The following is a 25,237-nucleotide window of genomic DNA, read 5'->3' as shown; positions in this document are numbered from 1 at the left end:
TGTTTCCGATCAGTCGATGGAGCAGCCGGAGATCGGCTTGTCCGCGAGCCGGTCGATCAGGTACGCGATCACGCTGTTCGGGCTGAAACCGTCGATCAGCTCGGGGCCGAAGTGGTTCGGGATGGTGAAGCCCGGCAGGATCGGCGGCAGCTCGTTGGTCCGGAACTCGACGGTGCCGCCGAGGCCGCACCAGTCGTGCGCGAGCTGCTTGGCCTGGCCGTACGGCACGGTGTCGTCGTTGCGCCCGCTGGTGATCAGCACCGGCGCGTGCGGCTTCAGGTTGCCGACCTTCAGCTCGGCCAGCACCGGGGCGGCCTCCGGCATGTCGGCGAGGTGCACGCTCAGCGAGCGCCCGTCGACGGTGAGCGAGTTGGTGCGCAGGAACGGGTGCCGGAAGATCAGGTCGCCGATGCAGGTCTCGCCGAGCGTGGCGAGCATGTTCTGGCCCGCCGGGCTGCTCACCCGCACCAGCGCCCGCTCCAGGTCGGGGAAGCGGGCGAGCATGCCGTTGATGGCGTAGCCGATGGCGCCGCCGATCAGCGCGCCGTCGATCTTGTCCAGGATGGCGGAGAGGTCGGCGGTCGGGCCGCCCGCCCAGGTGCCCTTGAGGTTCAGCTCCGGTGCGTACTCGGGCAGCAGCTCGTTGGCGGCCGCGGTGGCGCCGCCGCCCTGCGAGTAGCCCCAGAACACCAGCGGGGTCTCCGGGCCGACGCCGGCGAGGCTGTTGGCGGCGCGCGCGGCGTCGAGCACGGCGTGGCCCTGCTCGAACCGGTTGCCGTAGGTGTGCATGCCCGGGGTGCCGAGCCCGATGTAGTCCGGGATCACCACGTTCGCGCCGAGCCCGGCCCAGGCCGCCGACGAGGGCAGCTCCTGGTTGGCCGAGATGCTCGGCGACGGGTCCATGAAGGCGGTCAGCCCGGTGGAGAAGGCCACCGACATCGCGCAGCGATCGGCCTGCCCGGAGGTGCCGGGCGCGATCACCACGGTGGGGCGGGGTCCGGGGCCGAGCCACGGCCCGGCGGCGGCGATGTAGGTGCCGGTGGTGGCGACCGGTGAGCCGTCCTGCAGCGTGCTGGTGTACATGATCAGCTCGCCCTTGCCCGGCCAGCCCTGCTCGGTCGGCAGGGTGGCGAACAGCGACAGTGGCTGGGTCTTGATGACGGTCCCCGGCTGGGCCGGGACCTGCGCGGGCGGGACGTAGAAGGCGCTGACCGGCTCGGCCGTCGCCGGTGCCGCCACGGCCGCCGTGAGCCCGGCGGCGCAGGCGAGCGCGAGTGCCGCCGCCGTCATCCGGCCCTGCCACCGCGAGCGCCGCTGCTGTCGATCCATCCGAATTCTCCCTGGCCACCACCCCGGCCCCTTCGCCGGAATGTCGTCGATCACTCCGGGCCCGGTCGAGTGCGACCGGTCACGGAAGAGACCCAACTGGACAGTAACATGGTTATCGGCAAGTGAGCCCTCGCGGTGTCAGCTCGCCGGGATCGCCGAGGGGGAAGGTTTCCGCAGTTCATTGGCGCAATCGGTCAGTGCGCCTGGTGACCGCTCGGGGTCCCGGATCCAGCGGACCGGTCGGAATCCGCCGTTTCGCGATCCGATCGCAGTAACCCCGTTACCGTGGACGCGGCACGCTTTCGTCCGAGCGCGACGCCCCAGCCCCCAGTCCCGGTGCGTCGTCGCCCTTACCTCGTCGAGGCGAATCGCGCGCGCCTTCGTGCCGCGCGGTCGTGGTCGGGCGAGCTGCCGCCGGTGTGGCATCGAGAACGGATGGAACATGGCAGTACGATCCGCGGACCTGCCCGAACGTGGTTTCGGCACCTACTCACCGATCGAATGGCGGGCACACGCCCGCCGCTACGAACTGCGCTATCGATTAGTGGTCGTCGCGCCCGACGTAACCGAGGTGGTGCACCACCTCGGCGGCTGGCTCTTCGACATGCGGGCCTCCGGGTGGGAGGTGATCGTCCCCGTCTCCGACCCCGCCGCCGTCCGCCCGCTGGAGATCCTCGGCGCCGTCCCGCTCGACCTGGAGCACTGGCCCGCCGCCGCCGTCCGCGAGATCCGGCCCGACGTACTCGCCATCGCGGTCGACAGCTACCGCTCCGATCTGGTGCCGCCGCTCGGCGGTGGCCACTCGGAGACGGTGCTGTGGGGCGGGCTGCCGCCCGAGGAACTCGGGTACCGCATGCGCCCCGCCCGGCACCGGGTGAGCGTCGCGGGACGGGCCTTCAAGTCCTGCGCGGTGCGCGCGTCCGGTGCGCGGGTGTCGGGAGACGGTTGTACGGAGACGTTCTGGGCCGGTGCGGAGGTCACCGGCGCCCGGCGCTTGCTGGAGCTCGCCCCGGCGGGGTAGAAGCCGCCCGGCGCGGTCCGTGTGGTCACGGGCCGCGCCGCTGGCCGCTGGGTTGCGTCGAGAACCTCAGCTCTGCTCAGCGGAGGGTTCCGGAGTGCAGGCGAGCATGCCGAACCGGGTCGCCCACGGGTGGAAAGCGCCGGCTGCGGGCAGTTTCATCTCCGTGTCCAGAAGATCCTGATAGATCTGCTCGGTGGCTTCGCAGTCGATGTCTTCGAGAGTCTTGTGCGCCTCGGCGACGATCCACATCGTCGTGATGTAGGGCAGTTCACGCTGTCTGGCTTGGGTCCGGGCGTCGCCGTCATCGATCACGGCCACCATCGCCCGATGCTTGGCGCAGGCCAGGACCGCGCACTCGCCGAGGTGTTTGCGTGGTGGGTCCGACTTCTTGGACGGCATGTCGACCTTGATGAGAAGTTGGGTGTACTCCTCCGCGAGCGTCAGAATCCCCCGCTCGACCCAGGGGAAGCTCGCGATTGCCGGGATGTCGTACCCGCGGTCACGCCCGGCTTCCACCTCGGTCAGGACGGTGTCGGGAAGCAGGATGACTCCCTGCGGTGCCAGTCGCCGGAGGAGATCTTCACGGCCGGCTCGGCAGAAGTGGGTGAAGGTCGAGGTGTCCATCACCCAGCGGCCCTCGGTCGGTGCGGTCACAGGCTGGCGTAATCGGCGGCCGTTTCCTGACGCTGCGGTGGTAGGTCGTGCTCGTCGGCGAGCGTGCCCCGCAGAAGTTCCACTGCGCGCGCTGCGGTCATCTTCCGATCGACGTACGCGGCGACTATCGCGGCGGTCAGGCCGGGGGACACCGATGGGGGGCGAAGTTCGTCGGTATCGAGAACGATCGCCAGCTTTGCGAACTCGCCCGGCACCGGTATGCGCCCTTCCATGCCGCGATAGTCGTCTTCGGTGATCTCGCTGAGGTTCCGGAGGTGCAGAATCACGGCCGACCATGACATTCGGTACGTGCCGGCGACCCTGATCGCTCGGTCGCGCACGGAATCCCCGGGGTTGTCCCGCCGTAACTTGGCGACACCTGCTCGCGGGGCGAGAAGGTACGCGGCGAAGGAGTTGATCATCCGCTCGGCATCGCCGGCTGTCACATCGTAAGCGTCTCCGAACAGCCAGTGCCCGAGTTCGTGCGCCAGGGACATTCGGCGTCGCCCCGACTGGGCGTCGCCGTCGATGACGGCCGCACCACAGCCCTCCGCGACCTCGACGAGCGCGCCGTCCGCCCCACCGGCGCCGAGCGGCAGCGAGCACGAGTACAAACCGAAGACCTCAGCGACCCGCCCGAGTTCGCGCAGCGGATCCAGCCCTGCTCTGAGGTGTTTGCGTACTGCCCCCGCGACCTGCTCGCTTTCCGCGTGCGAGCGTGGGGTCGGCCAGGTCGGGCGATCCGCGGCTCGCTCGAGCACGCCTCTGCTCAGCAACGCCGCGACGTCGCCGGCGAATAGTTCGAGTTCGCGGTCCAGCCGAGCGGTGACCTCGTGGGTCGGCACCGTCTCGGAGCGTCGGCTGACCACCGCGGGCAACGGGTCGCGAACGAACCATGCCAGCGGAGTCTCGAGTACCGCGGCCAGGGATATGAGTTCGACCGCGGATACCTTCCGCTCGCCCTTCTCGATCCGGACGAGCGCGGTCCGCTCGATACCGGCGCGATTCGCGAGGTTGTCCTGCGTGAGTTCGAGGCTTGTCCGCGCGGCCGCGATGCGCGCGCCTAGAACCTTGCCGTCCATATGTGGGATTTTCCCACATGCCACGCCATCGAGCCAGCGTAGGCTTTGGCGACGCTTGGTATACGGAGGTGGCCGTCGTCGAACCGAGAGGGCACTACTGCCCCCAGACGAACGCCCCGACCCCCGCGAGCACCGCGCAAACCCCGAGCGAAACAGCCATCCACCGCGTGGTCTTCCACAGGGTGATCGCCCCGCCGAGCAGGAACCCGGCCAGCGCGAGAAGCAGAAGTACGGTGAGGTTGGAGGACACGCCCGCAGCCTACCCAACCCATTAACAAGCACGCGGGCTTGCTTTTTTATCGCCCCGGTGTGACCCTGTAACCGCTACGACGCTTGCACAGGAGGGCACCCGCGTGACCAGTCTCGCGGCCGACCCGGAGCTGCTCCGGATCGGCAACTGTTCCGGCTTCTACGGTGACCGCGCCGTCGCCATGCGGGAGATGCTCGAGGGCGGTGAACTCGACGTCCTCACCGGCGACTACCTGGCCGAGCTCACCATGCTCATCCTGGGCAGGGACCGGATGAAGGACCCCGCGCTCGGCTACGCCAAGACCTTCCTGCGCCAGGTCGAGGACTGCCTCGGCCTCGCCATGGACCGGCACGTGAAGCTGGTCGCCAACGCAGGCGGGCTGAACCCGGCCGGGCTCGCCGAGAAGCTGCGCGCGGTCGCGGAGCAGCTGGGCTTGCGGCCGAAGATCGCCTACGTCACCGGCGACGACCTGCTCGGCCGCGCCGCCGAGCTCGGCCTCGGCACCCCGCTCACCGCCAACGCCTACCTGGGCGCCCAGGGTATCGCCGAGTGCCTGGTGGCGGGCGCCGACATCGTGGTCACCGGCCGGGTCACCGACGCCGCGCTGGTGGCGGGCCCGGCGGCGGCGCACTTCGGCTGGGCCGACGACGACTACGACGCGCTGGCAGGCGCGGTGGTGGCCGGGCACGTCATCGAGTGCGGCACCCAGGCGACCGGGGGCAACTTCGCCTTCTTCACCGAGATCGCGGACCTGAGCCGCCCCGGCTTCCCGATCGCGGAGCTGCGCCGGGACGGGAGCAGCGTGATCACCAAGCACCCCGGGACCGGCGGCGCCGTCACCGTCGACACCGTCGCGGCGCAGCTCGTGTACGAGATCCAGGGCGCCCGCTACGCCGGGCCGGACGTCACCACCCGGCTGGACAGCATCCGGCTCAGCGCGGACGGCCGGGACCGGGTGCGGATCGACAACGTGCGCGGCGAGGCGCCGCCGCCGACCACCAAGGTCTCGCTGAACACCCTGGACGGCTTCCGCAACGAGATGACCTTCGTCCTCACCGGCCTGGAGATCGAGGCCAAGGCGGAGCTCACCAGGAAGCAGCTGGAGACCTGGCTGCCGGTCCGCCCGGCCGAGCTGGAGTGGTCGCTGGCCCGGCTGGACCGCCCGGACGCCGACACCGAGGAGCGCGCCTCCGCGCTGCTGCGCTGCGTGGTCCGTGACCCCGACCCGAACAAGGTCGGCCGCGCCTTCTCCGCCGTCGCGGTGGAGCTGGCGCTGGCGAGCTACCCCGGCTTCACGCTCACCTCGCCGCCCGGAAACGGCGCGCCCTACGGCGTCTTCACGCCGGGGTACGTGCCCGCCGACGCGGTCGGCCACACCGCGGTCCTGCCGGACGGCGCGGTGGTGCGGATCGGTGCCCCGAGAGCCACCCGCGACCTGCTCGAGCTCGCCGAACCCGAGCTGCCGGAGCCGCTCGAGGCAACCGACACCGAGACGCACCCGCTCGGCACCATCGCGCTGGCGCGCAGCGGCGACAAGGGCGGCAATGCCAATGTCGGCGTCTGGGTGCGCACCGACGAGCAGTGGCGCTGGCTGGCGCACACCCTCACCGTCGACGCGCTGCGCACCCTGCTCCCGGAGGCGGCGGAGCTGCCGATCACCAGGACCGTCCTGCCCAACCTGCGCGCGCTGAACTTCGTCATCCACGGCCTGCTCGGCAAGGGCGTCGCCTACCAGGCCCGATTCGACCCCCAGGCGAAGGGACTCGGCGAATGGCTGCGGTCCCGGCACGTCGAGATCCCCACGGAGCTGCTGTGAACAATCCCTGGTCCACCCCGGAGCGGCGCGAGCTGCGCGCCACCGTCCGCGGTTTCGTGGAGCGCGAGGTGCTCCCGTTCCTCGACGAGTGGGAGCGGGACGGCGAGATCCCGCGCGAGCTGCACAAGAAAGCGGGCGCGCTCGGGCTGCTCGGCATCCAGTTCCCCGAGGCGGTCGGCGGCGCGGGCGGCGACGGCATCGACGCCGCGCTGGTCTGCGAGGAGATGCACTACGCGGGCGGCTCCGGCGGGCTCTTCGCCTCGCTCTTCACCTGCGGCATCGCGGTGCCGCACCTGGCCGCGGCCGGCGACCCGGAGCAGCTCGAACGCTGGGTGCGGCCGACGCTGGCCGGTGAGCTGATCGGCTCGCTCGCCATCACCGAGCCGGGCGGCGGCTCCGACGTCGGGCACCTGACCACCACCGCGGTCAGGGACGGCGACCACTACGTCGTCAACGGTGCCAAGACCTACATCACCTCCGGCTGCCGCGCCGACTTCGTCGTCACCGCGGTGCGCACCGGCGGGCCGGGCGCGGGCGGCGTCTCGCTGCTGGTCGTGGAGAAGGGGACGCCCGGCTTCACGGTGAGCCGCAAGCTGGACAAGATGGGCTGGCGCGCCTCGGACACCGCCGAGCTCTCCTACGTGGACGTCCGGGTACCGGTCGGCAACCTGGTCGGCCGGGAGAACAGCGGCTTCGCGCAGATCGCGCAGGCCTTCGTGAGCGAGCGGGCCGGGCTGGCGGCCCAGGCCTACAGCCAGGCACAGCGCTGCCTCGACCTGACCCTGCGGTGGTGCCGCGACCGGGAGACCTTCGGCCGGCCGCTGATCAGCAGGCAGGCGGTGCAGAACACGCTGGCCGAGATGGCCCGCCGGACCGACGTCGCCCGGGTCTACACCCGGCACGTGGTCGAGCGGGCCGCGGCGGGCGAGACCGACCTGATCGCCGAGGTCTGCTTCGCCAAGAACACCGCCGTCGAGGCCGGCGAGTGGGTCGCCAACCAGGCCGTTCAGCTCTTCGGCGGGCTCGGCTACATGCGCGAGGCCGAGGTCGAGCGGCAGTACCGTGATATCCGCATCCTCGGTATCGGCGGAGGCACCACCGAGATCCTCACCGCACTGGCCGCGAAGCGATTGGGGTACCAGTCATGACCGTGCTGCGCAGCACCGTCGACACCGCCGCGCCGGAGTACGAGGCGGCCGCCGCGGCCATGAGCGAGAAGCTGCTCGAGGTCGGCGCGGAGTTCGCCAAGGCCGTCGCGGGCGGCGGGCCGGACAAGCTGGCCAGGCACCGCAGGCGCGGCAAGCTGACCGCCCGCGAGCGCATCGAGCTGCTCATCGACGAGGACTCGCCGTTCCTCGAGCTCTGCGCGCTGGCGGGCTGGGGCAGCGAGTTCCACGTGGGCGGCAGCACCGTCTGCGGGATCGGCGTGGTCGAGGGCGTCGAGTGCATGATCGTCGCCCCGGACCCGACCGTGCGCGGCGGCACCTCCAACCCCTGGACGCTGCGGAAGACGCTGCGCGTCAACGACATCGTGCGGGAGAACCGGCTGCCGGTGATCTCGCTGGTCGAGTCCGGCGGCGCGGACCTGCCGACGCAGAAGGAGGTCTTCGTCCCCGGCGGGCGCATGTTCCGCGACCTCACCCGCGCCTCCGCGGCAGGCATCCCCACCATCGCGCTGGTCTTCGGCAACTCGACGGCGGGCGGGGCGTACATCCCCGGCATGTCCGACCACGTGGTCATGATCAAGGAGCGCTCCAAGGTCTTCCTCGGCGGCCCGCCGCTGGTCAAGATGGCGACCGGCGAGGAGTCCGACGACGAATCGCTCGGCGGCGCGGATATGCACGCCAGGGTCTCCGGGCTCGCCGACTACTACGCGGTGGACGAGCAGGACGCCATCCGGATCGGCCGCGCCATCGTCCGGCGGCTGAACTGGCGCAAGCGGGGGCCCGCGCCGCGCGCCGCGGTGCTCGAACCGCTCTTCGACGCCGAAGAACTGCTCGGCATCGTCCCGCCCGACCTCAAGATCCCGTTCGACCCGCGCGAGGTGATCGCCCGGATCGTGGACGGCTCCGAATTCGACGAGTTCAAGCCGCTCTACGGCTCCAGCCTGGTCACCGGCTGGGCCGAGCTGCACGGCTACCCGGTCGGCATCCTGGCGAACGCGCGTGGCGTGCTCTTCTCCGAGGAGTCGCAGAAGGCGACCCAGTTCATCCAGCTGGCCAATCGGAGCAACACGCCGCTGCTGTTCCTGCACAACACCACCGGCTACATGGTCGGCAAGGAGTACGAGCAGAAGGGCATCATCAAGCACGGCTCGATGATGATCAACGCCGTCTCCAACTCGACGGTGCCGCACATCTCGCTGCTCATGGGCGCCTCCTACGGGGCCGGGCACTACGGCATGTGCGGGCGCGCCTACGACCCGCGCTTCGTCTTCGCCTGGCCGAGTGCGAAATCCGCGGTCATGGGCGGGGCGCAGCTGGCCGGGGTCATCTCCATCGTGGGCAGGGCCGCCGCCGAGGCGCGCGGGCAGGGCTTCGACGAGGAGGCCGATGCCGGGATGCGGGCCATGATCGAGGCGCAGATCGAGGCGGAGTCGCTGGCCATGTTCATGTCCGGGCGGCTCTACGACGACGGCGTGATCGACCCGCGCGATACCCGCACCGTGCTCGGCATGGCGCTCTCCGCCGTGCACACCGCACCGATCGAGGGCGCCGCGGGCTTCGGCGTCTTCCGGATGTAGGGGGCGAAATGATCAGGACCGTCCTGAGCGCCGTCGCGCGCACGATTGTGAGGTCGGCATGAGTGTCAGCAGCGTCCTGGTAGCGAATCGGGGCGAGATCGCGCGGCGGGTCTTCGCGACCTGCCGGAGGATGGGGCTCGGCACCGTCGCGGTGTACTCCGACGCGGACGCGGCCGCACCGCACGTGGCGGAGGCCGATGCCGCCGTGCGACTTCCGGGAAGCACCCCCGGTGAGACGTACCTGCGCGGCGACCTCATCATCGAGGCCGCGCTCGCCGCGGGCGCCGACGCGGTACACCCCGGCTACGGATTCCTCTCGGAGAACGCCGAATTCGCCCGCGCGGTCGAGCAGGCGGGCCTCACCTGGATCGGCCCGCCGGTCGAGTCGATCGAGCAGATGGGCTCCAAGGTCGCGGCCAAGAAGATGATGGACGCCGCCGGGGTCCCCGTGCTGGCCGAGCTGGACCCAGCGCAGGTCACCGCCGACATGCTGCCGGTGCTGATCAAGGCGTCGGCGGGCGGCGGCGGCCGCGGCATGCGCGTCGTCCGCGAGCTCGCCGAGCTGGAGCCGCAGCTGGCGGGCGCCCGCCGCGAGGCGCAGTCCGCCTTCGGCGACCCCACCGTCTTCTGCGAGCGCTACCTGGAGACCGGCAGGCACATCGAGGTGCAGGTGCTGGCCGACACGCACGGCACCGTGTGGGCGGTCGGCGAGCGCGAGTGCTCGATCCAGCGCAGGCACCAGAAGGTGATCGAGGAGGCACCGTCGCCGCTGGTCGAGCGGGTGGACGGGATGCGCGCGCGGCTCTTCGCGGCGGCCGTGCTCGCTGCCGAGGCGATCGGCTACACCGGCGCGGGCACCGTCGAGTTCCTCGCCGACGAGCGCGGCGACTTCTTCTTCCTGGAGATGAACACCCGGCTGCAGGTGGAGCACCCGGTCACCGAGTGCACCACCGGGCTGGACCTGGTCCGGTGGCAGCTGGAGATCGCCGACGGCGCCGCGCTGCCCGCGCGGCCGCCCGCCCAGGTCGGCCACTCGATCGAGGTCCGGCTCTACGCCGAGGACCCGGCGCAGGACTGGCAGCCGCAGAGCGGCACCGTGCACCGGATCGCGATCCCCGGCGTGCTCGCCGAGTTCGACCTGCCCGCCCGCTCCGGAATCCGGCTGGACACCGGCGTGGTCGACGGCTCGGTGGTCGGCGTGCACTACGACCCCATGCTGGCCAAGGTCATCTCGGTCGGCGAGACCCGCGCCGAGGCGGCCCGGCTGCTCGCGAACGCCCTGCAGCGCGCGCAGCTGCACGGCCTGGTGACCAACCGCGACCTGCTGGTCCGGGTGCTGCGGCACCCCGCCTTCCTGGCAGGCGACACCGACACCGCCTTCTTCGCCACGCACGGCCTCGCCGCGCTCGCGGCCCCGCTCACCGACGCCGACGGCACCGAGCTCTCCGCCGTCGCCGCCGCGCTCGCCGACGCCGCCGCCAATCGCGCGGCGGCGCGGGTGGTGCCCGGGCTGCCGAGCGGCTGGCGCAACCTGCCCTCGCAGTCGACGGTCAAGCGGTTCGAGGGCAGGGACGGCGCCGTGCACGAGATCGGCTACCTGGTCACCCGCGGGGTGATCGCGGTGGACGGCCACGACGGGCTGGAGGTGCTGGAAGCCGCCCCGGACCGGGTGGTGCTCGCGGTGCCCGGCGAACGCGGCCCGGTGCGCAGGCAGTTCGCCATCGCGAGATACGGCGACCTGGTCGCGGTGGACTCCCCGCTCGGCCCGGTGGCACTGCGCAAACTGCCGCGCTTCACCGACCCCGCCGACCTGGTCGCCACCGGCTCACTGCTCGCCCCCATGCCGGGCACCGTGATCCGGCTCGGCGCCGAGGTGGGTGCCGCCGTCACCGCGGGCACCCCGATTCTCTGGCTGGAGGCCATGAAGATGGAGCACACCATCGCGGCCCCGGCCGACGGCGTGCTCAGCGCCGTGCACGTCGGCGTCGGCGATCAGGTCGACGTCGGCACCGTCCTCGCGGTGGTCGACCCCGCGGAACACGAGGAGAACGCATGAGTTTCATCGAGACCGACGAGCAGAAGTCGCTGCGCAAGGCCGTCGCCGCGCTCGCGAGCAAGTACCCGTACCTGGACTACGTCCTGCCGAAGGCGCGCAACCACGAACCGCTGCGCGAACTCTGGGACGAGGCGGGCAAGCTCGGCTTCCTCGGCGTGAACCTGCCGGAGGAGTACGGCGGCGGCGGCGCGGGCATGTACGAGCTGGCGCTGGTGATGGAGGAGCTCGCCGCGCAGGGCGCCGGGCTGCTGCTCATGGTGGTCTCGCCCGCCATCTGCGGCACCATCATCACCCGGTACGGCACCGAGGAGCAGAAGCGGGAGTGGCTGACCAAGCTCGCCGACGGCTCGGCGACGATGGTCTTCGGCATCACCGAGCCGGACGCGGGCTCCAACTCGCACCAGATCACCACCACCGCCCGCAGGGACGGCGGCGACTGGATCCTGAACGGCCGCAAGGTCTACATCTCCGGCGTCGACCAGGCCGAGGCGGTGCTGATCGTCGCCCGCACCGAGGATCACAAGACCGGCAAGCTCAAGCCCGCGCTCTTCATCGTGCCCACCGACGCCCCCGGCTTCGAGAAGACGGCGCAGGAGATGGACATCATCGAGCCGGACACCCAGTTCACGCTCTTCCTCGACGACGTCCGGCTGCCCGCGACCGCGCTGGTCGGCAGCGAGGACGCCGCGCTCATGCAGCTCTTCGCCGGGCTCAACCCGGAGCGCATCATGGGCGCGGCCATGGCCGTCGGCATGGGCCGCTACGCGCTGGACCGGGCCGTCGCGTACGCCCGCGAGCGCACCGTGTGGAAGACCCCGATCGGCGCGCACCAGGGCATCGCGCACCCGCTGGCGCAGGCCAAGGTCGAGGTCGAGCTGGCCAAGCTGATGATGCAGAAGGCCGCCGTGCTCTACGACACCGGCGACGAGATGGGCGCCGCCGAGGCCGCCAACATGGCCAAGTACGCCGCGGGCGAGGCCAGCATCAAGGCGCTGGACCAGGCGGTGCAGACGCACGGCGGGGCCGGCCTCACCAAGGAGGTCGGGCTCGCCGCCATGCTGGCCGCGGCCAGGATCGCGCGGATCGCGCCGGTGAGCCGGGAGATGGTGCTCAACTTCGTCGCCCAGCACTCGCTTGGCCTGCCGAAGTCGTACTGATGGCCGAGCCGCTGGTGCGCTACGAGGTGGCCGCGGGTTTCGCCACGCTCACCCTCGACTCGCCGCACAACCGGAACGCGCTCTCCAGCAGGCTCGTCGCCGAGCTGCTCGCCGGGCTGGACGCCGCCGCCGCCGACGACGCCGTGCGCGGCATCGTGCTCGCGCACACCGGCAACACCTTCTGCGCCGGTGCGGATCTCAGCGAGGCGAGCGACGCCGATCCGGCTATCGCGGCGGATCAGCGCACCCGGAGCATGATCGGGGTGCTGCGCAGGCTGGTCGAGATCCCCAAGCCGGTGCTGGCCAGGATCGACGGCAATGTCCGGGCAGGCGGCATGGGCATCGTGGCAGGCTGCGACCTCGCGGTGGCTGGCCCGGGCAGCAGCTTCGCGCTCACCGAGGTGCGAATCGGGCTCGCGCCGTTCATGATCTCGCTGACCCTGCTACCCAGGCTGGACCAGCGCGCCGCGAGCCGGTACTACCTGACCGGCGAGAAATTCGGTCCGGAGGTCGCGGCGGCGATCGGATTGGTGACCGTTGCCGCCGAGGATCCCGGCGCCGAGATCGCCCGCTTGCGCGCCGAGCTGCGCAAGGGCGCACCGCAGGGCCTGGCCGAGGCGAAACGACTGGTCAACGCCGATATCCTGGCCGGTTTCGACCGCACCGCGGAGGAGCTCGCGGAGCGCTCGGCGAGCTTCTTCGGCACCGCCGAGGTGCGCGAGGGGATGACGGCCTTCCTGCAGCGCCGCCCGCCCTCCTGGGCAGAATGAGCACATGGTGACTCCGCACGAACCCAAGCAGGACCGCAGCCGCGCCACCCGGCAGCGGCTGCTCGAGGCGACCATCGACTGCCTGGCCGAATTCGGCTGGGCCGCGGCGACGGTCGCGGTGGTCGCGGAGCGCGCCGGGGTCTCCCGCGGGGCCGCCCAGCACCACTTCCCGACCCGCGAGGACCTGATCACCGCCGCGCTCGAGTACATGTTCGACGTGCGCAACGGCCAGGCGACGGAGGAGGCGGCGTCGCTCGCCGCCACCTCCGGCGTCGCGCGCACCGAGGCGGTGGTCTCCGGGCTGGTCGAGTCCTACACCAGCCCGCTCTTCAAAGCGGCGCTGCAGGTCTGGACGCACGCCGCCGCCGACCCGGCGCTCAGCCAGCGCATCGTCCCGCTGGAGGCCAAGTTCGGCCGGGTGTCGCACCGGCGCGCGGTCGAGGCGCTCGGCGTCGACGACTCCGACCCGGTGGCGCACCACCTGGTCCAGGCCACCCTGGATCTGGCCCGCGGGCTCGGGCTCGCCGACGTGCTCACCGACGATTCGGTGCGGCGGAAGCTGATCGTGCAGCAGTGGGCCGCCACCCTGCATACCGCGCTGCACGGCTGATCGGCAGTACCATGTGCTCCAGGTAACTCACCGATAGCTGAGCGCGAGGAGAGCGCATGTGCACACGGGCGTTGTGGACGGCTGGCGAGCAGGGCGTACTGGTCGGGCGGAATATGGACTGGCCCGAGGAGATGGACACCAACCTCTGGTCGCTGCCGCGGGGGGCCGTGCGGACCGGCCATGGCAGCGACCCGAATCCGCTGCGCTGGAAGGCAACCTACGGGAGCGTGGTGACCACCGTCTGGGATGGCGCGAGCACCGACGGCATCAACGAGCGTGGGCTCGCGGCGCATGTGCTCTGGCTGGCCGAGTCCGACTTCGGGGAGCGTGCTCCGGAGTTGCCGGCGCTCGCCGTCTCGCTCTGGCCGCAGCTCTTCCTCGACCGCTGCGCCACGGTCGCCGAATGCGTGCGGCTGCTGGACGAGGAGCCGATGCAGGTGATTCCGCTGGTCGAGCCGCGCTCGGGGCGGCTCGGCACCGTGCACCTCGCGCTGGACGACGCGAGCGGTGATTCGCTCGTCATCGAGCACCTGGACGGCAAGCCCCGGCTGCACCACGATCGCGCCTACACCGTGATGACCAACTCGCCGCCCTTCGATCAGCAGCTCGAGCTGCGCAACCGCTACGCCGGGTTCGGTGGCACCCAGCCGCTGCCGGGCACCACCGAGGCGGCCGACCGCTTCGTCCGGGCCGAGTACTACCTGGACCGGCTGCCCCCCGCCAGCACCCCCGGCCGCGGCTACGCCGCGCTGCTCAGCGTCATGCGCAATGCCGCGCAGCCGTTCGGCACGCCGGACCCGCAGCGCCCGTACATCGCGCCGACGATCTGGCGCACCCTCGCCGACCTCGGCCGCGGGGTGTACGCCTACGAGTCCTCGTTCAGCCCGGACATCATCTGGACCCGGCTCACGGAGCTCGATTTCGACGAGTGCCGGAAGCTGACCGTCGAACCGGGGCTGGTCGGTGACGTCACCGACCGGTATCGACCCGCCGCCGAGCCGCAGTGGGTACTGGCCTGATCAGCCCTCGGCCTCGGCCCAGTCCCACACCGGCTGCAGCGCCTCGCCGAGCCGCCGCCCCGCGGTCGGTGTGAGCCCGTAGCTGCCGCGCGTCCCGTGCTTCTCCACCAGCCCGGCGGCCTGCAGTTGCTGCAGCCGGGTGGAGAGCACGCTCGACGAGCAGTTCCCCATGCGTCTGCGCAGCTCGAGGAAGCCGAGCGGGCCCGGCTCCAGCTCCCAGAGCACGCGCAGCATCCAGCGCTGACCGAGCAGGTCGATGGCGGCCAGGATGGCGTCGTGGTTTGCGCTTCGCATTTCGAAGCACCATAGTTGCTTCGAAATCAGAAGCGGAGGTAGTGATGGCGAAGCGCGTGGTGCTGGTGACCGGGGCGTCCAGGGGGATCGGGGCGGAGACCGCCCGGCAACTCGGCCGCGCCGGTGCGCATGTGCTGGTGAACTACCGGGAGAAGCGGAAGCGCGCGGAGGGCGTGGTCGGCGAGATCCGCGCCGCGGGTGGGAGTGCGGCGGCCGAGTGCGCCGATCTCGCCGACCCGGCCGCCGTCGAGGCGCTGCTGGCGCGGGCCGGGCGGTTGGACGGGCTGGTGCTGAACGCCTCCGGCGGGATGGAGCGCGGGGCCGATCCGGGCTATGCCATGCGGTTGAACCGGGATGCGCAGGTTCACCTGGCGACCTCGGCGCTGCCGCTCATGCCGGCGGGGTCGCGGATCGTGTTCGTGACCAGTCACCAGGCGCACTTCGCGCGCGACGGGCACCCGCTGCCGGACGACTATGCGCCGGTGGCGGCGAGCAAGCGGGCCGGGGAGGACGCGCTGCGCGCGTTGATTCCCGCGTTCGCCGCGCGCGGGGTCGGGTTCACCGTGGTATCCGGCGACATGATCGACGGCACCATCATCGTGCGGCTCCTCGAACGCCGTGATCCGGACGCCGTCGCCACCCGGCGCTCCGGCGGGCCGCTGCCCACCGTCGAGGAGTTCGGCGCCGCCGTCGCGGACGCGGTGCACGCAGGCCACCCCGACGGGCACACCGTCTACATCGGCGGCGCCGACTACCTCAGTGGCTCCCGGCCAGGTTGAGGATCACCACCCCCGCCACCACCAGCGCCACCCCGGCCACCTTCGCCGCCGTGAGCGGCTCCTTCAGGAACAGGATCCCGATCCCGACGATCAGGATCGTGCCGACCCCCGACCACAGCGCGTACGCGATCCCCACCTGCATGTCCCTGGCGATGGCCTGGGCGAGCATCGCGAACGCGATCCCGTAGCCGGTCAGCACCGCCACCGTCGGCCACAGCCGGGAGAAGCCCTGGGTGCTGCCGAGGAGGCTGGTGGCGAAGACCTCGGCGAGGATCGCGCCTGCGAGGAAGAGGTAGGGGGTCACGGGCTCTCCTGGGGACGGATGTGGACGGTTGTGCAGGTCCATCGTCCGGGGGAGCCGCATCGGGGAGCCGCGCCGGGGTGTCGCTACTCGGCCGTGAGGTCGTAGAGGGTGACGCCGTCGACCTCGGTGGCGGTGAAGTTCTGCTCCACCCAGGTGGCGATCGCGGAGCTGGACGAGGTGCTCGAGCCGCCGGGGCCGCCGCGGCTACCGCCGATGAAGTAGTGGATCTTTCCGTCCCGGACGTACTCCTGGAACCGCTCCAGCGTGGGCGACGGGTCGCTGCCGTTGAAGCCGCCGATGGGCATGACCGGGAGTTCGGTGGCGAGCTGGAAGCCGGCGGCGCTGTTCGAGCCGACCGCTGCCGCGACCCAGGTGTAGGAGTCGGCGTCGCTCTCCAGGAGGGCGACGACCTGCTGGGTCGGGGCGGAGCTGCCGAGGAGGCCGCCCATCATGCCGCCGCCCGTGCGGGCGCCGTCGGTGCCGGTGGTGGCGGGGCCGCCGTTCACGCTCCCGCCCTGAGCGGTGCCGCCGGGGCCAGTGCCCGTCGCGCTGCCATCCGGAGCGGAGCCGGGTGCGGTTCCGCCCGGTATCGACCCATTGGGTCCGGTGCCCTGACCCGTTCCGCCGGGGAGGGTGGCCGGGCCCCCTCCACCATCGCGCCCGTCGCGCATTCCGCCCGGACCGCCCATGCCACGCCCGACATTCGGCCCGGCCGACGGAATCGAACCCGTGTGCGCGCTCCCGATCGTCTGCACGCTGTAGGCGACCGGCCCGGAAAGGGCGACGAAGGCGGCGATCAGGGCGGAGCCGACGGCGGCGCGGCGGGGGAGGGCGAAGAGCGCGAGGACGGTCGCGAGCGCACCGGCGACGAGCACCGCCCAGCGGAGCCAGGGGAGGAACTCCGCGCTGCGCGAGAGCAGCATCCAGGCGGTCGCGGTGGTGAGGGCGAGACCGAGCGCGGTCGCGAGGCGGACCCAGACACTGGAACGATTCCGCCAGGCGAGCACCGCCCCGATCCCGGCCAGCGCCGCGACCGCGGGCGCCAGCGCCACCGTGTAGTACTGGTGAAAAATCCCCGCCATGAAGCTGAACACCAACCCGGTGACCAGCAACCAGCTACCCCACAGCAGCAGCGAGGCCCGCTGCCGATCCCCGCGACCGGCCCTGCCGCGCAACCACACTCCGACGACGAGGGCTACCAGCGCAGCGGGAATGAGCCACGCGATCTGCCCACCCTGCGCCGCCTCGAACAGCCGCCCGATACCGGTACTGCCCCACATCCCGTTCCCCCCGGCGGGCAACTCCCCACCGCCGCCTCCGACACTCCCGGTCTCCTCCCCGTTCAACCGTCCGAGCCCGTTGTACCCGAGCGTCAGCTCCAGGATCGAATTCTGCTGCGACCCCCCGATCCACGGCCGCGAGTCCGCCGGCCACAGCTCGACGGCCAGCAGCCACCACCCCGCGGCGACAACCATGGCCGCACCCGCGGCGAAGAGCTGCGCCACCCGCTTGCCGAGCCGCGGCGGCCCCGCGAACAGATAGACGAGAGCCAACCCGGGCACCACCAGCAACACCTGCAACTGCTTCGCCAGGAACCCGAACCCGATCAGCGCACCGCACAGCACCAGCCACCGCGTCCGCCCGTCCTCGACCGCCCGCACGACGGCATACGCCGCCCCCGCCATCAGAAAGACGAGCAGCGCATCCGGATTGTTGAACCGGAACATGAGCACCGCCACCGGCGTCACCGCGAGCACCAGCCCGGCGAGCAACCCGGCCCCCGCCCCGAACGGCCTGCGCACCGCCGCGTACACCACCGTGACGGTGCCGACGCCGAGCAGCACCTGCGGCACCAGAATGCTCCAGCTGTGCAACCCGAACAGCCGCACCGAGAGCTCCATCAGCCACAGCGAGGCGGGCGGCTTGTCGACGGTGATCGAGTTGGCGGCGTCCGAGGAGCCGAAGAAGAACGCGGTCCAGGACTCCGAACCGGCCTGCACGGCCGCGGAGTAGAAGCTGTTGGCCCAGCCGTTGGCGTTGAGGTTGATCAGATAGGCGACGAGGGTGCCGAGCAGCAGTGCGCCCAGCGCGGGCCGCTCCCAACGAGATCGGCGAGCAGCAGCGGGTGGTGCCTCGGCGGCGGGCGGGGCGAGGGTGGCGGTCACCGGGTTCCTCCGGTGGTGCTCGGGCGGGCGCCGGCATTGCGGAACACCCAGCGCAGGCCGACGAACCTGCTCAGCGTCGCGAGCAGGTTGGCAGGCACGAGGACGAAGAGTTCGAGCGCGATCGGGGCGCCGGGCGCCCAGTGGTGCAGGGCGAAGAGCGAGCCGCTGGTCAGCGCGAGGCCGAGCGCGAAGATCAGCAACCCCTGGAACTGGTGCGCCGCCATGCCGGTCGAGCCGCGCACGCCGAAGGTCCAGGCGCGGTTGGCGGCGGTATTGCCGACCGCGGTGAGCAGCAGGGCGGCGAAGTTGGCGCCCTGCGGGCCGACGGCGGGTTGCAGCAGCAGGTAGAGCACCAGGTAGGCGGCGGTGCTGAGCACACCGATCACGGCGAACCGCACCAGCTGGCCGACCATGCCCAGCGGCACCCCCGGCACCAGCGGCTCGCGCCCGATGGCCAGGCGCAGCTCGTCGATCGGCAGCGCGCCGGAGGCGAGGCCGCGGCCGACCCGCCAGACGCCGAGCAGGTCCTTGCGGGCGGTGTCGACGATGTCGACCCGGGAGTCCGGGTCGTCGATCCAGTCCACCGGGACCTCGTGGATGCGCAGCCCGGCGCGCTCGGCGAGCACGAGCAGTTCGGTGTCGAAGAACCACTCGCCGTCCTCGACCAGGGGAAGCAGCCTGCGCGCGACCTCGGTGCGCATGGCCTTGAAGCCGCACTGGGCGTCGGAGAAGCGGGCGCGCAGCGAGGCGCGCAGGATCAGGTTGTAGCTGCGGGAGATGAACTCGCGCTTCGGGCCGCGCACCACCCGGGACGATCCGGCCAGGCGGGTGCCGATGGCCAGGTCGGAGTGGCCGGAGAGCAGCGGGGCCACCAGGGGGAGCAGGGCGTTCAGGTCGGTGGAGAGGTCGACGTCCAGGTAGGCGACCACGCGGGCGTCGGAGTTCTCCCACACCGTGCGCAGGGCGCGGCCGCGGCCCCTGCGGTCCAGGTGCACGACGCGGACGCCGTCCAGGTCGCCCGCGAGCGCCTCGGCCACCGCGAGCGTGGCGTCGGTGCTGGCGTTGTCGGCGATGGTGATGCGGGCCGGGAAGGGGAAGCCGGCGCGCAGGTGGGCGTGCAGGCGGCGGACGCAGCGGCCGAGGTCGGCCTCCTCGTTGTAGACGGGGACGACCACGTCCAGCACGGGTGGGTGCGCCGTGGTCACGCTTCGATCCGCCGGCAGCGCGACGGTCACGGTCTCGGTCATGGGTTCGAGACTCGCGGCCGCCGCTGCCACCGGGCTGGGCTGTGGCTGTGAGGTTCCTGCGAGCGCGCAGCCCCGCGGCGGGCGGGCGCCGCCGGTTAACGCAGGCGGCGGAGGTGCAGCACGCTGTCGGCGCGGGTGCCGGGCTGCCCCTCGGGGCCGGGGGCGTCGCGCTCGATCAGGTCGGCGGTGACCACGTGCCAGTCGTCGCCGAGCGCGAGACCATGCCGCACCTGCTCCAGGGTGGGGAACTCGTGCGCGAAGGGCGGCTCCGCCATCCAGCTGGGCCAGCCCTGGTGCGAGCCGATCACGAGGGCGCCGCCGACGGCGACCGCGGATGCCGCCCGGCGCAGGATGGCATCGCGCTCCCCCGGCCGCGCCGTCTGCGAGTGCAGGAACTGCGCGGAGACCAGGTCGAACTCTCCGGCGGGGAAGTCGGTGTGCAGGTCGTGCGCGGCCCAGGTGATGCGGTCCCCGACCCCGGCCGCGGCGGCGTGCCCGGCGGCGCGATCCAGCGCGACCTGCGAGACGTCGACCGCGGTCACCCGCCAGCCGAGCCCGGCCAGCCAGATGGCGTCGCCGCCCTCGCCGGAGCCGAGGTCGAGCGCGGTGCCCGGCGGCAGCGCACCGGCCTCGCGGACCAGGATCGGGTTCGGGTTGCCGCTCCAGACCTGGTCACGATCCCGGTAGAAGGTGTCCCAGTGCTCCCGGGTGGAAATCTCGGCGGGCGGGGCCGCGTGGTGATCGTGCATGGTCGCATGCTGCCGCCGCCCGCTCCGCTCCCGCCACTTTCCGTGCCGAACCGGCAAAAAAGTAGGCTGCGGGGATGACGCGCAGCATCCGGGTCGACGCCCGCACCGAACGCTGGCGGGCGCATCGGGTGCGCATGCGCGAGGAGTTCGTCGACGCGGCGATCCGCGCGCTGGACGCGCTCGGCCCCGGCGTCAGCATGGGCGATATCGCCCGCGAGGCGGGGGCGGCCAAGCCCAAGCTGTACCGGCACTTCGAGGACAAGACCGACCTCTACGACGCCGTCGTCGACCGGATGCGCGAGCTGCTCTGGACCAGGATCGCGGCAGGCGCCGACCTGACCGCCGACCCGGTCCGGGTGCTGATCGGCCGCGCCGTCACCGAGTACGTGCTCGTGGTCGACCAGCACCCGAATGTCTTCCGGTTCCTGCTGCACAGCCACTTCACCAGGAACGCGGGCGAATCCGAGCGCGCGCTGCGCTCGGCCCGGCGCTCCGCCCGCTGGGCGGCGGAGCTGGTCGCCGCCGTCGTCGGCGATCCAGGGATCGACGTCTCCGGGCTGGAGCTGGTGAACTACTCCGTGTTCGGGGCGGTCGCCTCGGCCACCGACTGGTGGTTGGGTGCCGATCGCGCCGAGCCCGCGCCCATGCCGGTCGAGCGGTTCGTGAGCTATCTCGGGACGATGGTCACGGCGCTGATCGAGGCGGGTTCGCGACTGCACGGGATCGTGCTGGATCTCGAGGCCGCTCTCGGCGGCGCCGTCGAACCCGGCTGAATCACGGTCGCCGGACCGCACCCGCGTGGCCGCGGCTCCGCACTGCGGCCGCCCCGCCGCCGGGCGACGCCCCGCCGCGCGGCGGCCCACCCGCCCGCCGTGGTGCCCCGCCGCGCGGCGGCCCACCCGCCCGCCGTGGGCGGGATCGGCCGCGCTCGTGCGGCCTATGCGCCGGGCGCGACTCCCAACCTCCAGAGCGGCGAAACCGGCCCGTGCCCGGCGCCGAGATCGTAGGCGGCTTCGAGGCAGCGCCGAGTCCACTCCTTGGCGAACTCCACCGCCTCCGGCACCGAATACCCGTGCGCGAGCGCGCAGGCGACCGCCGCCGCCAGCGTGTCCCCACCCCCGTGATCGTTCGCGGTCGGAATCCGCGCCGCGCTGAACTCGTGGAACCGCTCCCCGTCGAAGAGCAGATCCTTGCTGATCGCCGACGAGCGCAGATGCCCGCCCTTGACGATGGCCCACCGCGGCCCGAGCGCGTGCAGCGCCTCGGCGGCCGCGCGCGCGGTGGCATCGTCCACCACCGCTATGCCGGTGAGCAGCCGCACCTCGTCCAGGTTCGGGGTGACCAGCGTGGCGATCGGAATCAACGTGTGCCGCACGGCATCCAGCGCCTCGGCGTGCAGCAGCGGATCGCCGTGCATGGAGGCCGCGACCGGATCGACCACCAGCGGCACCGCCGCGTCCCGCCCGATCCCGACCTCGCGGCAGACCCCGGCCACCGCCTCGATGATCGCGGTGGAGGCGAGCATCCCGGTCTTGGCCGCCCCGACCCCGATATCGGCGACAACCGTGCGTACCTGCGCCGCCACCACGTCTGCCGGAATCTCGTGGAACCCGCTGACCCCGAGCGTGTTCTGCACCGTCACCGCGGCCACCGCCACGCAGGCGTGCACCCCGCAGAGCGCCATGGTGCGGGAATCGGCCTGGATCCCGGCGCCGCCGCCGGAGTCGGTGCCCGCGATGGTGAGAACGCGGACCGGGGTCTGCCCGTCCCCGGGCAAGGGCAGCAAGTGCATGTGCTCATCTTGCCTCGCCGCGCTCGGCGGGTCCGCGCCCCCTTCCGGCTCACGGAGACCGGCCACGCCCTTTCCTGGAGAGCGCCTAGGCGACGAACCACCCGCTGGGTGAGAGCTCCGCGCCCATCCGCGGCACGTACTGATCGAAGTACACCTTCGAGATCAGCTCCCGCCGCGACCGCACACCGGCCTTGTCGAAGACCGACTTCAGGTGGTCCTGCACCGTGTAGGTGGAGAGGTGCAGTGTCCCCGCGATCTCCTTCGTGTCGACGCCCTGCAGCACCAGCTGCACCACGTCGCGCTCGCGCGGCGAGAGGCCGTAGGCGGCGACCACGATGGCGACGATCTCCGGCGGGCGGGCCTCCTCGATCGTGATCACCACCTCGCCCTGCCTGCCGTCGCGGGTGGTCAGCGGGCCCGCGTGCAGCACGAGCCACATGCCGGAGCCGGTGCGCAGCCGGCAGCGCGGGGGCACCGTGGTCTCGCCGCGGCCGTAGCGGCGGGCCGCGCCGATCAGCGCGCCGATCGGGGAGAGCGGATCGCCGCCGTTCGCGCCCTGATCCAGGTCCGCGATGCGCTGCTCGGCGCCGAGGCTCATCTGCGCGATCTGGTCGTCCGCGCCGACGATCACCACGGCCGGTCCGGTGACGGTGGCCGACGGACGCGCCTCGGCCAGCTGGGCCAGCATGCCGGTGCGCACCCCGTGCGCGAAGGGCGCCGCCAGCGAGGCAAGGAAGTCGATCTCGGCGGCGTCGAACGGGGCGTCCTCGTCCCCGCGGAAGATCGCCATCGCGCCCCACACCTCGGTGCCGTCGCGGAAGGCGAGCCTGGCCTCGTCGGCGTAGCCGAAGCGCGGCTTCATGAAGCCGCTCATCCGGCCGGAGCGCTCCACCTCGCCGTCGGTCATCAGGTGCACGCCCGCCGCGGGCACCTCGGCGCGGGCCAGCGCGGTGAAGGCGGTCGGCTCGACCGTGCCGTACTCGATGAGCCCGAACTCCACGTCGTGGCTGTTGCGATTGTGCAGGTCACCGTATTTGCGGGCGCTGGTGAGCATGTGCGTCACCGGGTCCTGGGTGGCGATGCAGGCGCTCACCCACGGCACCGCCCGCGCCACCGAGGCGCTGGCCTCCGCCAGGAAGGTGTCCAGGTCGAGGCCGGCGCGCGCGACGACGTCCACATCCTGTCGAACGCGGGCGGCGGTGAGTCCTCTGGCCATGAAATCAGTCTGCGGTACCGCTCCGACCTGCGCCATCCCAGAACTCTGGGGACCGGCACCCACCAGAACCGACGGGTAGGTTTTCCCCGACGGCTCGGGATGTCGCGCGCCGCCTGCGGCTCGCAGAGTTGAGCGCATCGCACCGATCGAAAGGCCCGACCATGACCAGCACCCTCCCGATCGACTCGCTCCGCGGCAACGGCGAGCTGCACCTGCCCGGTGAGCCCGGGTACGACGCGGCCCGCACCCCGTGGAACCTCGCCGTCGACCTGCGGCCCGCCGCCGTCGCGCTGCCGCGCACCGTGGCGGAGGTGGCCGGGCTGGTCCGCGCGGCGGGCGCGGCCGGGCTGCGGGTGGCCCCGCAGAGCACCGGGCACGGCGCCAACCCGCTGGGCGAGCGGCCGCTCGACGACGTGCTGCTGCTCCGGCTCACCGAGTTCACCGGCGTCACCATCGACCCGGAGGCGCGGGTGGCGCGGGTGCTCGGCGGCACGCCGTGGCTGCCGGTGATCGAGGCCGCGGCCGCGCACGGCCTGACCGCGCTGCACGGCAGCGCCCCCGACGTCGGGGTGATCGGCTACCTGCTCGGCGGCGGGCTCTCCTTCTACGCCCGCAAGCACGGCGTCGCGGCCACCGCGGTGCGCGCGCTCGAGGTGGTGCTGCACGACGGCACGCTGGTGCGGGCGACCGCGACCGAGCACCCCGACCTGTTCTGGGCGCTGCGCGGCGGCGGCGGCAACTTCGGCGTGGTGGTGGCGGTCGAGTTCGACCTGCTGCCCTACGCCGACGTGTTCGCGGGCATGCTGCTCTGGGATCGCGCCCGCGCCGCCGAGGTGGTCACCGCCTACGCCGAGTGGAGCCGCACCGCGCCGGAGTCCGCGACCACCGCGCTGCGGATCATGAGCTTCCCGCCGCTGCCCGAGCTGCCGCCGTTCCTGGCCGGGCGCGACCTGGTGATCGTCGACGGCGCGATCCTGGCCGACGACGACGCGGCCGCCGCGGTCATCGCCCCGCTGCGCGCGCTCGCCCCTGAGATCGACACCTTCGCCCGCATCCCGGCCGCCCAGCTGCTCTTCACGCACATGGACCCGCCCGCCCCCACCCCGGTCGTCGGTGACCACAGCGTGCTCGGCCCGCTCGATGCCGCCGCCGTCGCGGCCTTCCTGGACCGGGTCGGCGACGGGGTCGACCACGGGCTGCTCTTCGCCGAGCTGCGGCAGCTCGGCGGCGCGCTCGGCAGGCCCGCCGTCGACGGCGGCGCGCTCGCGCACGTGCCCGGCGAGTTCGCCCTGCTCACGATGGCGGTCGCGCCGACCCCGCAGGCCGCGGTCGCGGGCCGGGCGGCGGCGTTCGGCGTGGTGCGGGCCATGTCGGCCTGGTCGCGGCCGAACCTCGTCCCGACCTTCGCGGAGCACCGGGTGGAGTCGGGCAGGCTGTACGACGGTGAGGACTGGGCCCGGCTCTGCCGGGTCAGGGACGCGGTCGCGCCGGGCGCAGCCTTCGTGGCGAACCACGCGCTCGGCTAGTCCGAGATCCCGACGGCCCGGTTCAGGTAGGTCTCGTCGGTGACCTGGTCCAGCAGGAACCCGGCGATATCGGCCCTGGAGATCTTCAGCGCCAGCCCCGCTGCCTCGGCCCCGAAACCGCGCTGGAAGGTGCCGGTGGCGGGGCCGTCGGTGAAGGCGCTCGGCCGGACCAGGGTCCAGCGCAGGTCGGTGGCCTCCCGGACGTACCGCTCCTGGAGCTGGTGGTCGGCGTAGGCGGGGCGCAGCAGCAGCCCGAACATGACGTACTTCCAGAGGAAATCCAGGTTCGCCCTGCTGTCGCCCGCCCCCAGCGTGGTCTGGCAGACCAGCCGCTCGACCCCGGTCCGGCGCATGGCCTCCATGACCGTGCGGGTGCCCTCCGCGCGGACGACGCCCTTGCGGCCGTTGCCGAGCGCGACGATCACCGCGTCCTGCCCGTCGACCGCGCGCCGCGCCGCCGCCACCTCGAGCACGTCGCCGGTGACCACCCGCAGGTTCGGGTGCGCGGTGCCGACGCCGGCCGCGTTCCTGGTGAAGGCGGTGATCTCGTGCCCGCGCTCCAGCCCCTGCTCGACCACCAGCCTGCCCACCGTCCCGGTCGCTCCGAAAATCGCGATTCGCATATCCTGCTCCCTCGTCCGATCCCGCTCGGAAGGGT

General features: G+C 72.2%; 24 protein-coding genes. 12 read left to right on the top strand and 12 right to left on the bottom strand.

Going from position 1 to position 25,237, the window contains the following annotated elements:
• Window positions 1–9: 9 nt before the first annotated feature.
• The gene (locus tag LTT61_RS16655; protein WP_233020871.1) at window positions 10–1,329 is read right to left on the bottom strand and encodes a lipase family protein; all 1,320 of its coding nucleotides are present in this window, start codon (window positions 1,327–1,329) and stop codon (window positions 10–12) included.
• A gap of 442 nt (window positions 1,330–1,771) precedes the next feature.
• Here LTT61_RS16655 and LTT61_RS16650 point away from each other — a divergent pair, with 442 nt between their 5' ends.
• Window positions 1,772–2,350, top strand: a complete 579-nt coding sequence (locus tag LTT61_RS16650; protein ID WP_233020870.1) for a hypothetical protein — start codon at window positions 1,772–1,774, stop codon at window positions 2,348–2,350.
• A gap of 66 nt (window positions 2,351–2,416) precedes the next feature.
• Here LTT61_RS16650 and LTT61_RS16645 read toward each other — a convergent pair whose 3' ends face one another.
• The 3 genes from LTT61_RS16645 to LTT61_RS16635 form a co-directional block, all read right to left on the bottom strand.
• Window positions 2,417–3,004 carry a hypothetical protein gene (locus tag LTT61_RS16645; protein ID WP_233020869.1) on the bottom strand — a complete coding sequence of 196 codons (588 nt, stop codon included), beginning with the start codon at window positions 3,002–3,004 and terminating at the stop codon, window positions 2,417–2,419.
• Window positions 3,001–4,086: a helix-turn-helix domain-containing protein gene (locus LTT61_RS16640; protein ID WP_233020868.1), complete on the bottom strand. Its 1,086-nt coding sequence runs from the start codon at window positions 4,084–4,086 to the stop codon at window positions 3,001–3,003. Before LTT61_RS16640 ends, LTT61_RS16645 begins: the two co-directional genes overlap by 4 nt.
• Before the next feature lie 94 nt (window positions 4,087–4,180).
• Window positions 4,181–4,336, bottom strand: a complete 156-nt coding sequence (locus LTT61_RS16635) for a hypothetical protein (RefSeq protein ID WP_233020867.1) — start codon at window positions 4,334–4,336, stop codon at window positions 4,181–4,183.
• A 103-nt stretch (window positions 4,337–4,439) separates the two neighbouring features.
• On the opposite strand from LTT61_RS16635, the gene LTT61_RS16630 reads away from it, so the two are divergent.
• The 8 genes from LTT61_RS16630 to LTT61_RS16595 are packed head-to-tail and all read left to right on the top strand — an operon-like array spanning window position 4,440 to window position 14,507.
• Complete coding sequence (locus LTT61_RS16630) at window positions 4,440–6,152, top strand: acyclic terpene utilization AtuA family protein (RefSeq protein ID WP_269821894.1); 1,713 nt, start codon at window positions 4,440–4,442, stop codon at window positions 6,150–6,152.
• The gene (locus tag LTT61_RS16625) at window positions 6,149–7,300 is read left to right on the top strand and encodes an acyl-CoA dehydrogenase family protein (protein ID WP_233020866.1); all 1,152 of its coding nucleotides are present in this window, start codon (window positions 6,149–6,151) and stop codon (window positions 7,298–7,300) included. The genes LTT61_RS16630 and LTT61_RS16625 overlap by 4 nt, the downstream gene beginning before the upstream one ends.
• A complete protein-coding gene (locus tag LTT61_RS16620) occupies window positions 7,297–8,895 on the top strand; it encodes an acyl-CoA carboxylase subunit beta (RefSeq protein ID WP_233020865.1) in 1,599 nt (532 codons plus the stop codon). Before LTT61_RS16625 ends, LTT61_RS16620 begins: the two co-directional genes overlap by 4 nt.
• Window positions 8,896–8,953: 58 nt before the next feature.
• Window positions 8,954–10,951 carry an acetyl/propionyl/methylcrotonyl-CoA carboxylase subunit alpha gene (locus tag LTT61_RS16615; protein ID WP_233020864.1) on the top strand — a complete coding sequence of 666 codons (1,998 nt, stop codon included), beginning with the start codon at window positions 8,954–8,956 and terminating at the stop codon, window positions 10,949–10,951.
• Window positions 10,948–12,108 (top strand): acyl-CoA dehydrogenase family protein, encoded by a 1,161-nt coding sequence (locus LTT61_RS16610; protein ID WP_233020863.1) that lies wholly within the window; start codon window positions 10,948–10,950, stop codon window positions 12,106–12,108. Before LTT61_RS16615 ends, LTT61_RS16610 begins: the two co-directional genes overlap by 4 nt.
• Entirely contained in the window at window positions 12,108–12,878 is a 771-nt protein-coding gene (locus LTT61_RS16605) for an enoyl-CoA hydratase family protein (RefSeq protein WP_233020862.1), read from the top strand. Before LTT61_RS16610 ends, LTT61_RS16605 begins: the two co-directional genes overlap by 1 nt.
• A gap of 4 nt (window positions 12,879–12,882) precedes the next feature.
• Entirely contained in the window at window positions 12,883–13,488 is a 606-nt protein-coding gene (locus LTT61_RS16600; RefSeq protein WP_233020861.1) for a TetR/AcrR family transcriptional regulator, read from the top strand.
• A gap of 56 nt (window positions 13,489–13,544) precedes the next feature.
• Window positions 13,545–14,507, top strand: coding sequence for a linear amide C-N hydrolase (locus LTT61_RS16595; RefSeq protein WP_233020860.1), 963 nt, complete (start codon window positions 13,545–13,547; stop codon window positions 14,505–14,507).
• On the opposite strand, the gene LTT61_RS16590 is transcribed toward LTT61_RS16595, so the two are convergent.
• Window positions 14,508–14,801, bottom strand: coding sequence for a winged helix-turn-helix transcriptional regulator (locus tag LTT61_RS16590; RefSeq protein ID WP_233020859.1), 294 nt, complete (start codon window positions 14,799–14,801; stop codon window positions 14,508–14,510).
• A 44-nt stretch (window positions 14,802–14,845) separates the two neighbouring features.
• On the opposite strand from LTT61_RS16590, the gene LTT61_RS16585 reads away from it, so the two are divergent.
• On the top strand, window positions 14,846–15,580 hold the full coding sequence (locus LTT61_RS16585) for an SDR family oxidoreductase (RefSeq protein ID WP_233020858.1): 735 nt from the start codon (window positions 14,846–14,848) through the stop codon (window positions 15,578–15,580).
• Here the strand turns inward: LTT61_RS16585 and LTT61_RS16580 are convergent.
• The 4 genes from LTT61_RS16580 to LTT61_RS16565 form a co-directional block, all read right to left on the bottom strand.
• On the bottom strand, window positions 15,558–15,926 hold the full coding sequence (locus tag LTT61_RS16580; RefSeq protein ID WP_233021043.1) for a DMT family transporter: 369 nt from the start codon (window positions 15,924–15,926) through the stop codon (window positions 15,558–15,560). The two genes, LTT61_RS16585 and LTT61_RS16580, sit on opposite strands and share 23 nt — an antisense overlap.
• 41 nt (window positions 15,927–15,967) lie before the next feature.
• On the bottom strand, window positions 15,968–18,049 hold the full coding sequence (locus tag LTT61_RS16575) for a glycosyltransferase family 39 protein (RefSeq protein WP_233020857.1): 2,082 nt from the start codon (window positions 18,047–18,049) through the stop codon (window positions 15,968–15,970).
• Window positions 18,046–19,296, bottom strand: a complete 1,251-nt coding sequence (locus tag LTT61_RS16570) for a glycosyltransferase (protein ID WP_233020856.1) — start codon at window positions 19,294–19,296, stop codon at window positions 18,046–18,048. Before LTT61_RS16570 ends, LTT61_RS16575 begins: the two co-directional genes overlap by 4 nt.
• A gap of 95 nt (window positions 19,297–19,391) precedes the next feature.
• Window positions 19,392–20,045: a class I SAM-dependent methyltransferase gene (locus LTT61_RS16565; RefSeq protein WP_233020855.1), complete on the bottom strand. Its 654-nt coding sequence runs from the start codon at window positions 20,043–20,045 to the stop codon at window positions 19,392–19,394.
• Window positions 20,046–20,119: 74 nt separating this feature from the next.
• On the opposite strand from LTT61_RS16565, the gene LTT61_RS16560 reads away from it, so the two are divergent.
• On the top strand, window positions 20,120–20,818 hold the full coding sequence (locus LTT61_RS16560) for a TetR/AcrR family transcriptional regulator (protein ID WP_233020854.1): 699 nt from the start codon (window positions 20,120–20,122) through the stop codon (window positions 20,816–20,818).
• Window positions 20,819–20,982: 164 nt separating this feature from the next.
• Here LTT61_RS16560 and thiD read toward each other — a convergent pair whose 3' ends face one another.
• Window positions 20,983–21,837 carry a bifunctional hydroxymethylpyrimidine kinase/phosphomethylpyrimidine kinase gene (gene thiD / locus LTT61_RS16555; protein WP_233020853.1) on the bottom strand — a complete coding sequence of 285 codons (855 nt, stop codon included), beginning with the start codon at window positions 21,835–21,837 and terminating at the stop codon, window positions 20,983–20,985.
• A gap of 85 nt (window positions 21,838–21,922) precedes the next feature.
• Window positions 21,923–23,053 carry a response regulator transcription factor gene (locus tag LTT61_RS16550; RefSeq protein ID WP_233020852.1) on the bottom strand — a complete coding sequence of 377 codons (1,131 nt, stop codon included), beginning with the start codon at window positions 23,051–23,053 and terminating at the stop codon, window positions 21,923–21,925.
• A 161-nt stretch (window positions 23,054–23,214) separates the two neighbouring features.
• Between LTT61_RS16550 and LTT61_RS16545 the strand changes: the two genes are divergently transcribed.
• On the top strand, window positions 23,215–24,579 hold the full coding sequence (locus LTT61_RS16545) for an FAD-binding oxidoreductase (RefSeq protein ID WP_233020851.1): 1,365 nt from the start codon (window positions 23,215–23,217) through the stop codon (window positions 24,577–24,579).
• Here LTT61_RS16545 and LTT61_RS16540 read toward each other — a convergent pair.
• Window positions 24,576–25,202 (bottom strand): NAD(P)-dependent oxidoreductase, encoded by a 627-nt coding sequence (locus LTT61_RS16540; RefSeq protein WP_233020850.1) that lies wholly within the window; start codon window positions 25,200–25,202, stop codon window positions 24,576–24,578. The genes LTT61_RS16545 and LTT61_RS16540 overlap by 4 nt on opposite strands.
• Window positions 25,203–25,237 lie beyond the last annotated feature (35 nt).

Source organism: Nocardia asteroides (assembly GCF_021183625.1).
In the GTDB taxonomy this organism is placed as follows: domain Bacteria; phylum Actinomycetota; class Actinomycetes; order Mycobacteriales; family Mycobacteriaceae; genus Nocardia; species Nocardia asteroides_A.
The sequence above is the reverse complement of the archived record's forward strand: the minus strand, read 5'-3'. Positions and strand labels throughout refer to the sequence as shown.

Excerpts from the sequence above, each read along its gene's own strand:
- LTT61_RS16655 (WP_233020871.1), bottom strand. The coding sequence starts at position 1,329 with ATGGATCGACAGCAGCGGCGCTCGCGGTGGCAGGGCCGGATGACGGCG.
- LTT61_RS16650 (WP_233020870.1), top strand. The coding sequence starts at position 1,772 with ATGGCAGTACGATCCGCGGACCTGCCCGAACGTGGTTTCGGCACCTAC.
- LTT61_RS16640 (WP_233020868.1), bottom strand. The coding sequence starts at position 4,086 with ATGGACGGCAAGGTTCTAGGCGCGCGCATCGCGGCCGCGCGGACAAGC.
- LTT61_RS16620 (WP_233020865.1), top strand. The coding sequence starts at position 7,297 with ATGACCGTGCTGCGCAGCACCGTCGACACCGCCGCGCCGGAGTACGAG.
- LTT61_RS16615 (WP_233020864.1), top strand. The coding sequence starts at position 8,954 with ATGAGTGTCAGCAGCGTCCTGGTAGCGAATCGGGGCGAGATCGCGCGG.
- LTT61_RS16610 (WP_233020863.1), top strand. The coding sequence starts at position 10,948 with ATGAGTTTCATCGAGACCGACGAGCAGAAGTCGCTGCGCAAGGCCGTC.
- LTT61_RS16605 (WP_233020862.1), top strand. The coding sequence starts at position 12,108 with ATGGCCGAGCCGCTGGTGCGCTACGAGGTGGCCGCGGGTTTCGCCACG.
- LTT61_RS16600 (WP_233020861.1), top strand. The coding sequence starts at position 12,883 with ATGGTGACTCCGCACGAACCCAAGCAGGACCGCAGCCGCGCCACCCGG.
- LTT61_RS16595 (WP_233020860.1), top strand. The coding sequence starts at position 13,545 with ATGTGCACACGGGCGTTGTGGACGGCTGGCGAGCAGGGCGTACTGGTC.
- LTT61_RS16590 (WP_233020859.1), bottom strand. The coding sequence starts at position 14,801 with ATGCGAAGCGCAAACCACGACGCCATCCTGGCCGCCATCGACCTGCTC.
- LTT61_RS16585 (WP_233020858.1), top strand. The coding sequence starts at position 14,846 with ATGGCGAAGCGCGTGGTGCTGGTGACCGGGGCGTCCAGGGGGATCGGG.
- LTT61_RS16580 (WP_233021043.1), bottom strand. The coding sequence starts at position 15,926 with ATGGACCTGCACAACCGTCCACATCCGTCCCCAGGAGAGCCCGTGACC.
- LTT61_RS16570 (WP_233020856.1), bottom strand. The coding sequence starts at position 19,296 with ATGACCGAGACCGTGACCGTCGCGCTGCCGGCGGATCGAAGCGTGACC.
- LTT61_RS16565 (WP_233020855.1), bottom strand. The coding sequence starts at position 20,045 with ATGCACGATCACCACGCGGCCCCGCCCGCCGAGATTTCCACCCGGGAG.
- LTT61_RS16560 (WP_233020854.1), top strand. The coding sequence starts at position 20,120 with ATGACGCGCAGCATCCGGGTCGACGCCCGCACCGAACGCTGGCGGGCG.
- thiD (WP_233020853.1), bottom strand. The coding sequence starts at position 21,837 with ATGCACTTGCTGCCCTTGCCCGGGGACGGGCAGACCCCGGTCCGCGTT.
- LTT61_RS16550 (WP_233020852.1), bottom strand. The coding sequence starts at position 23,053 with ATGGCCAGAGGACTCACCGCCGCCCGCGTTCGACAGGATGTGGACGTC.
- LTT61_RS16545 (WP_233020851.1), top strand. The coding sequence starts at position 23,215 with ATGACCAGCACCCTCCCGATCGACTCGCTCCGCGGCAACGGCGAGCTG.
- LTT61_RS16540 (WP_233020850.1), bottom strand. The coding sequence starts at position 25,202 with ATGCGAATCGCGATTTTCGGAGCGACCGGGACGGTGGGCAGGCTGGTG.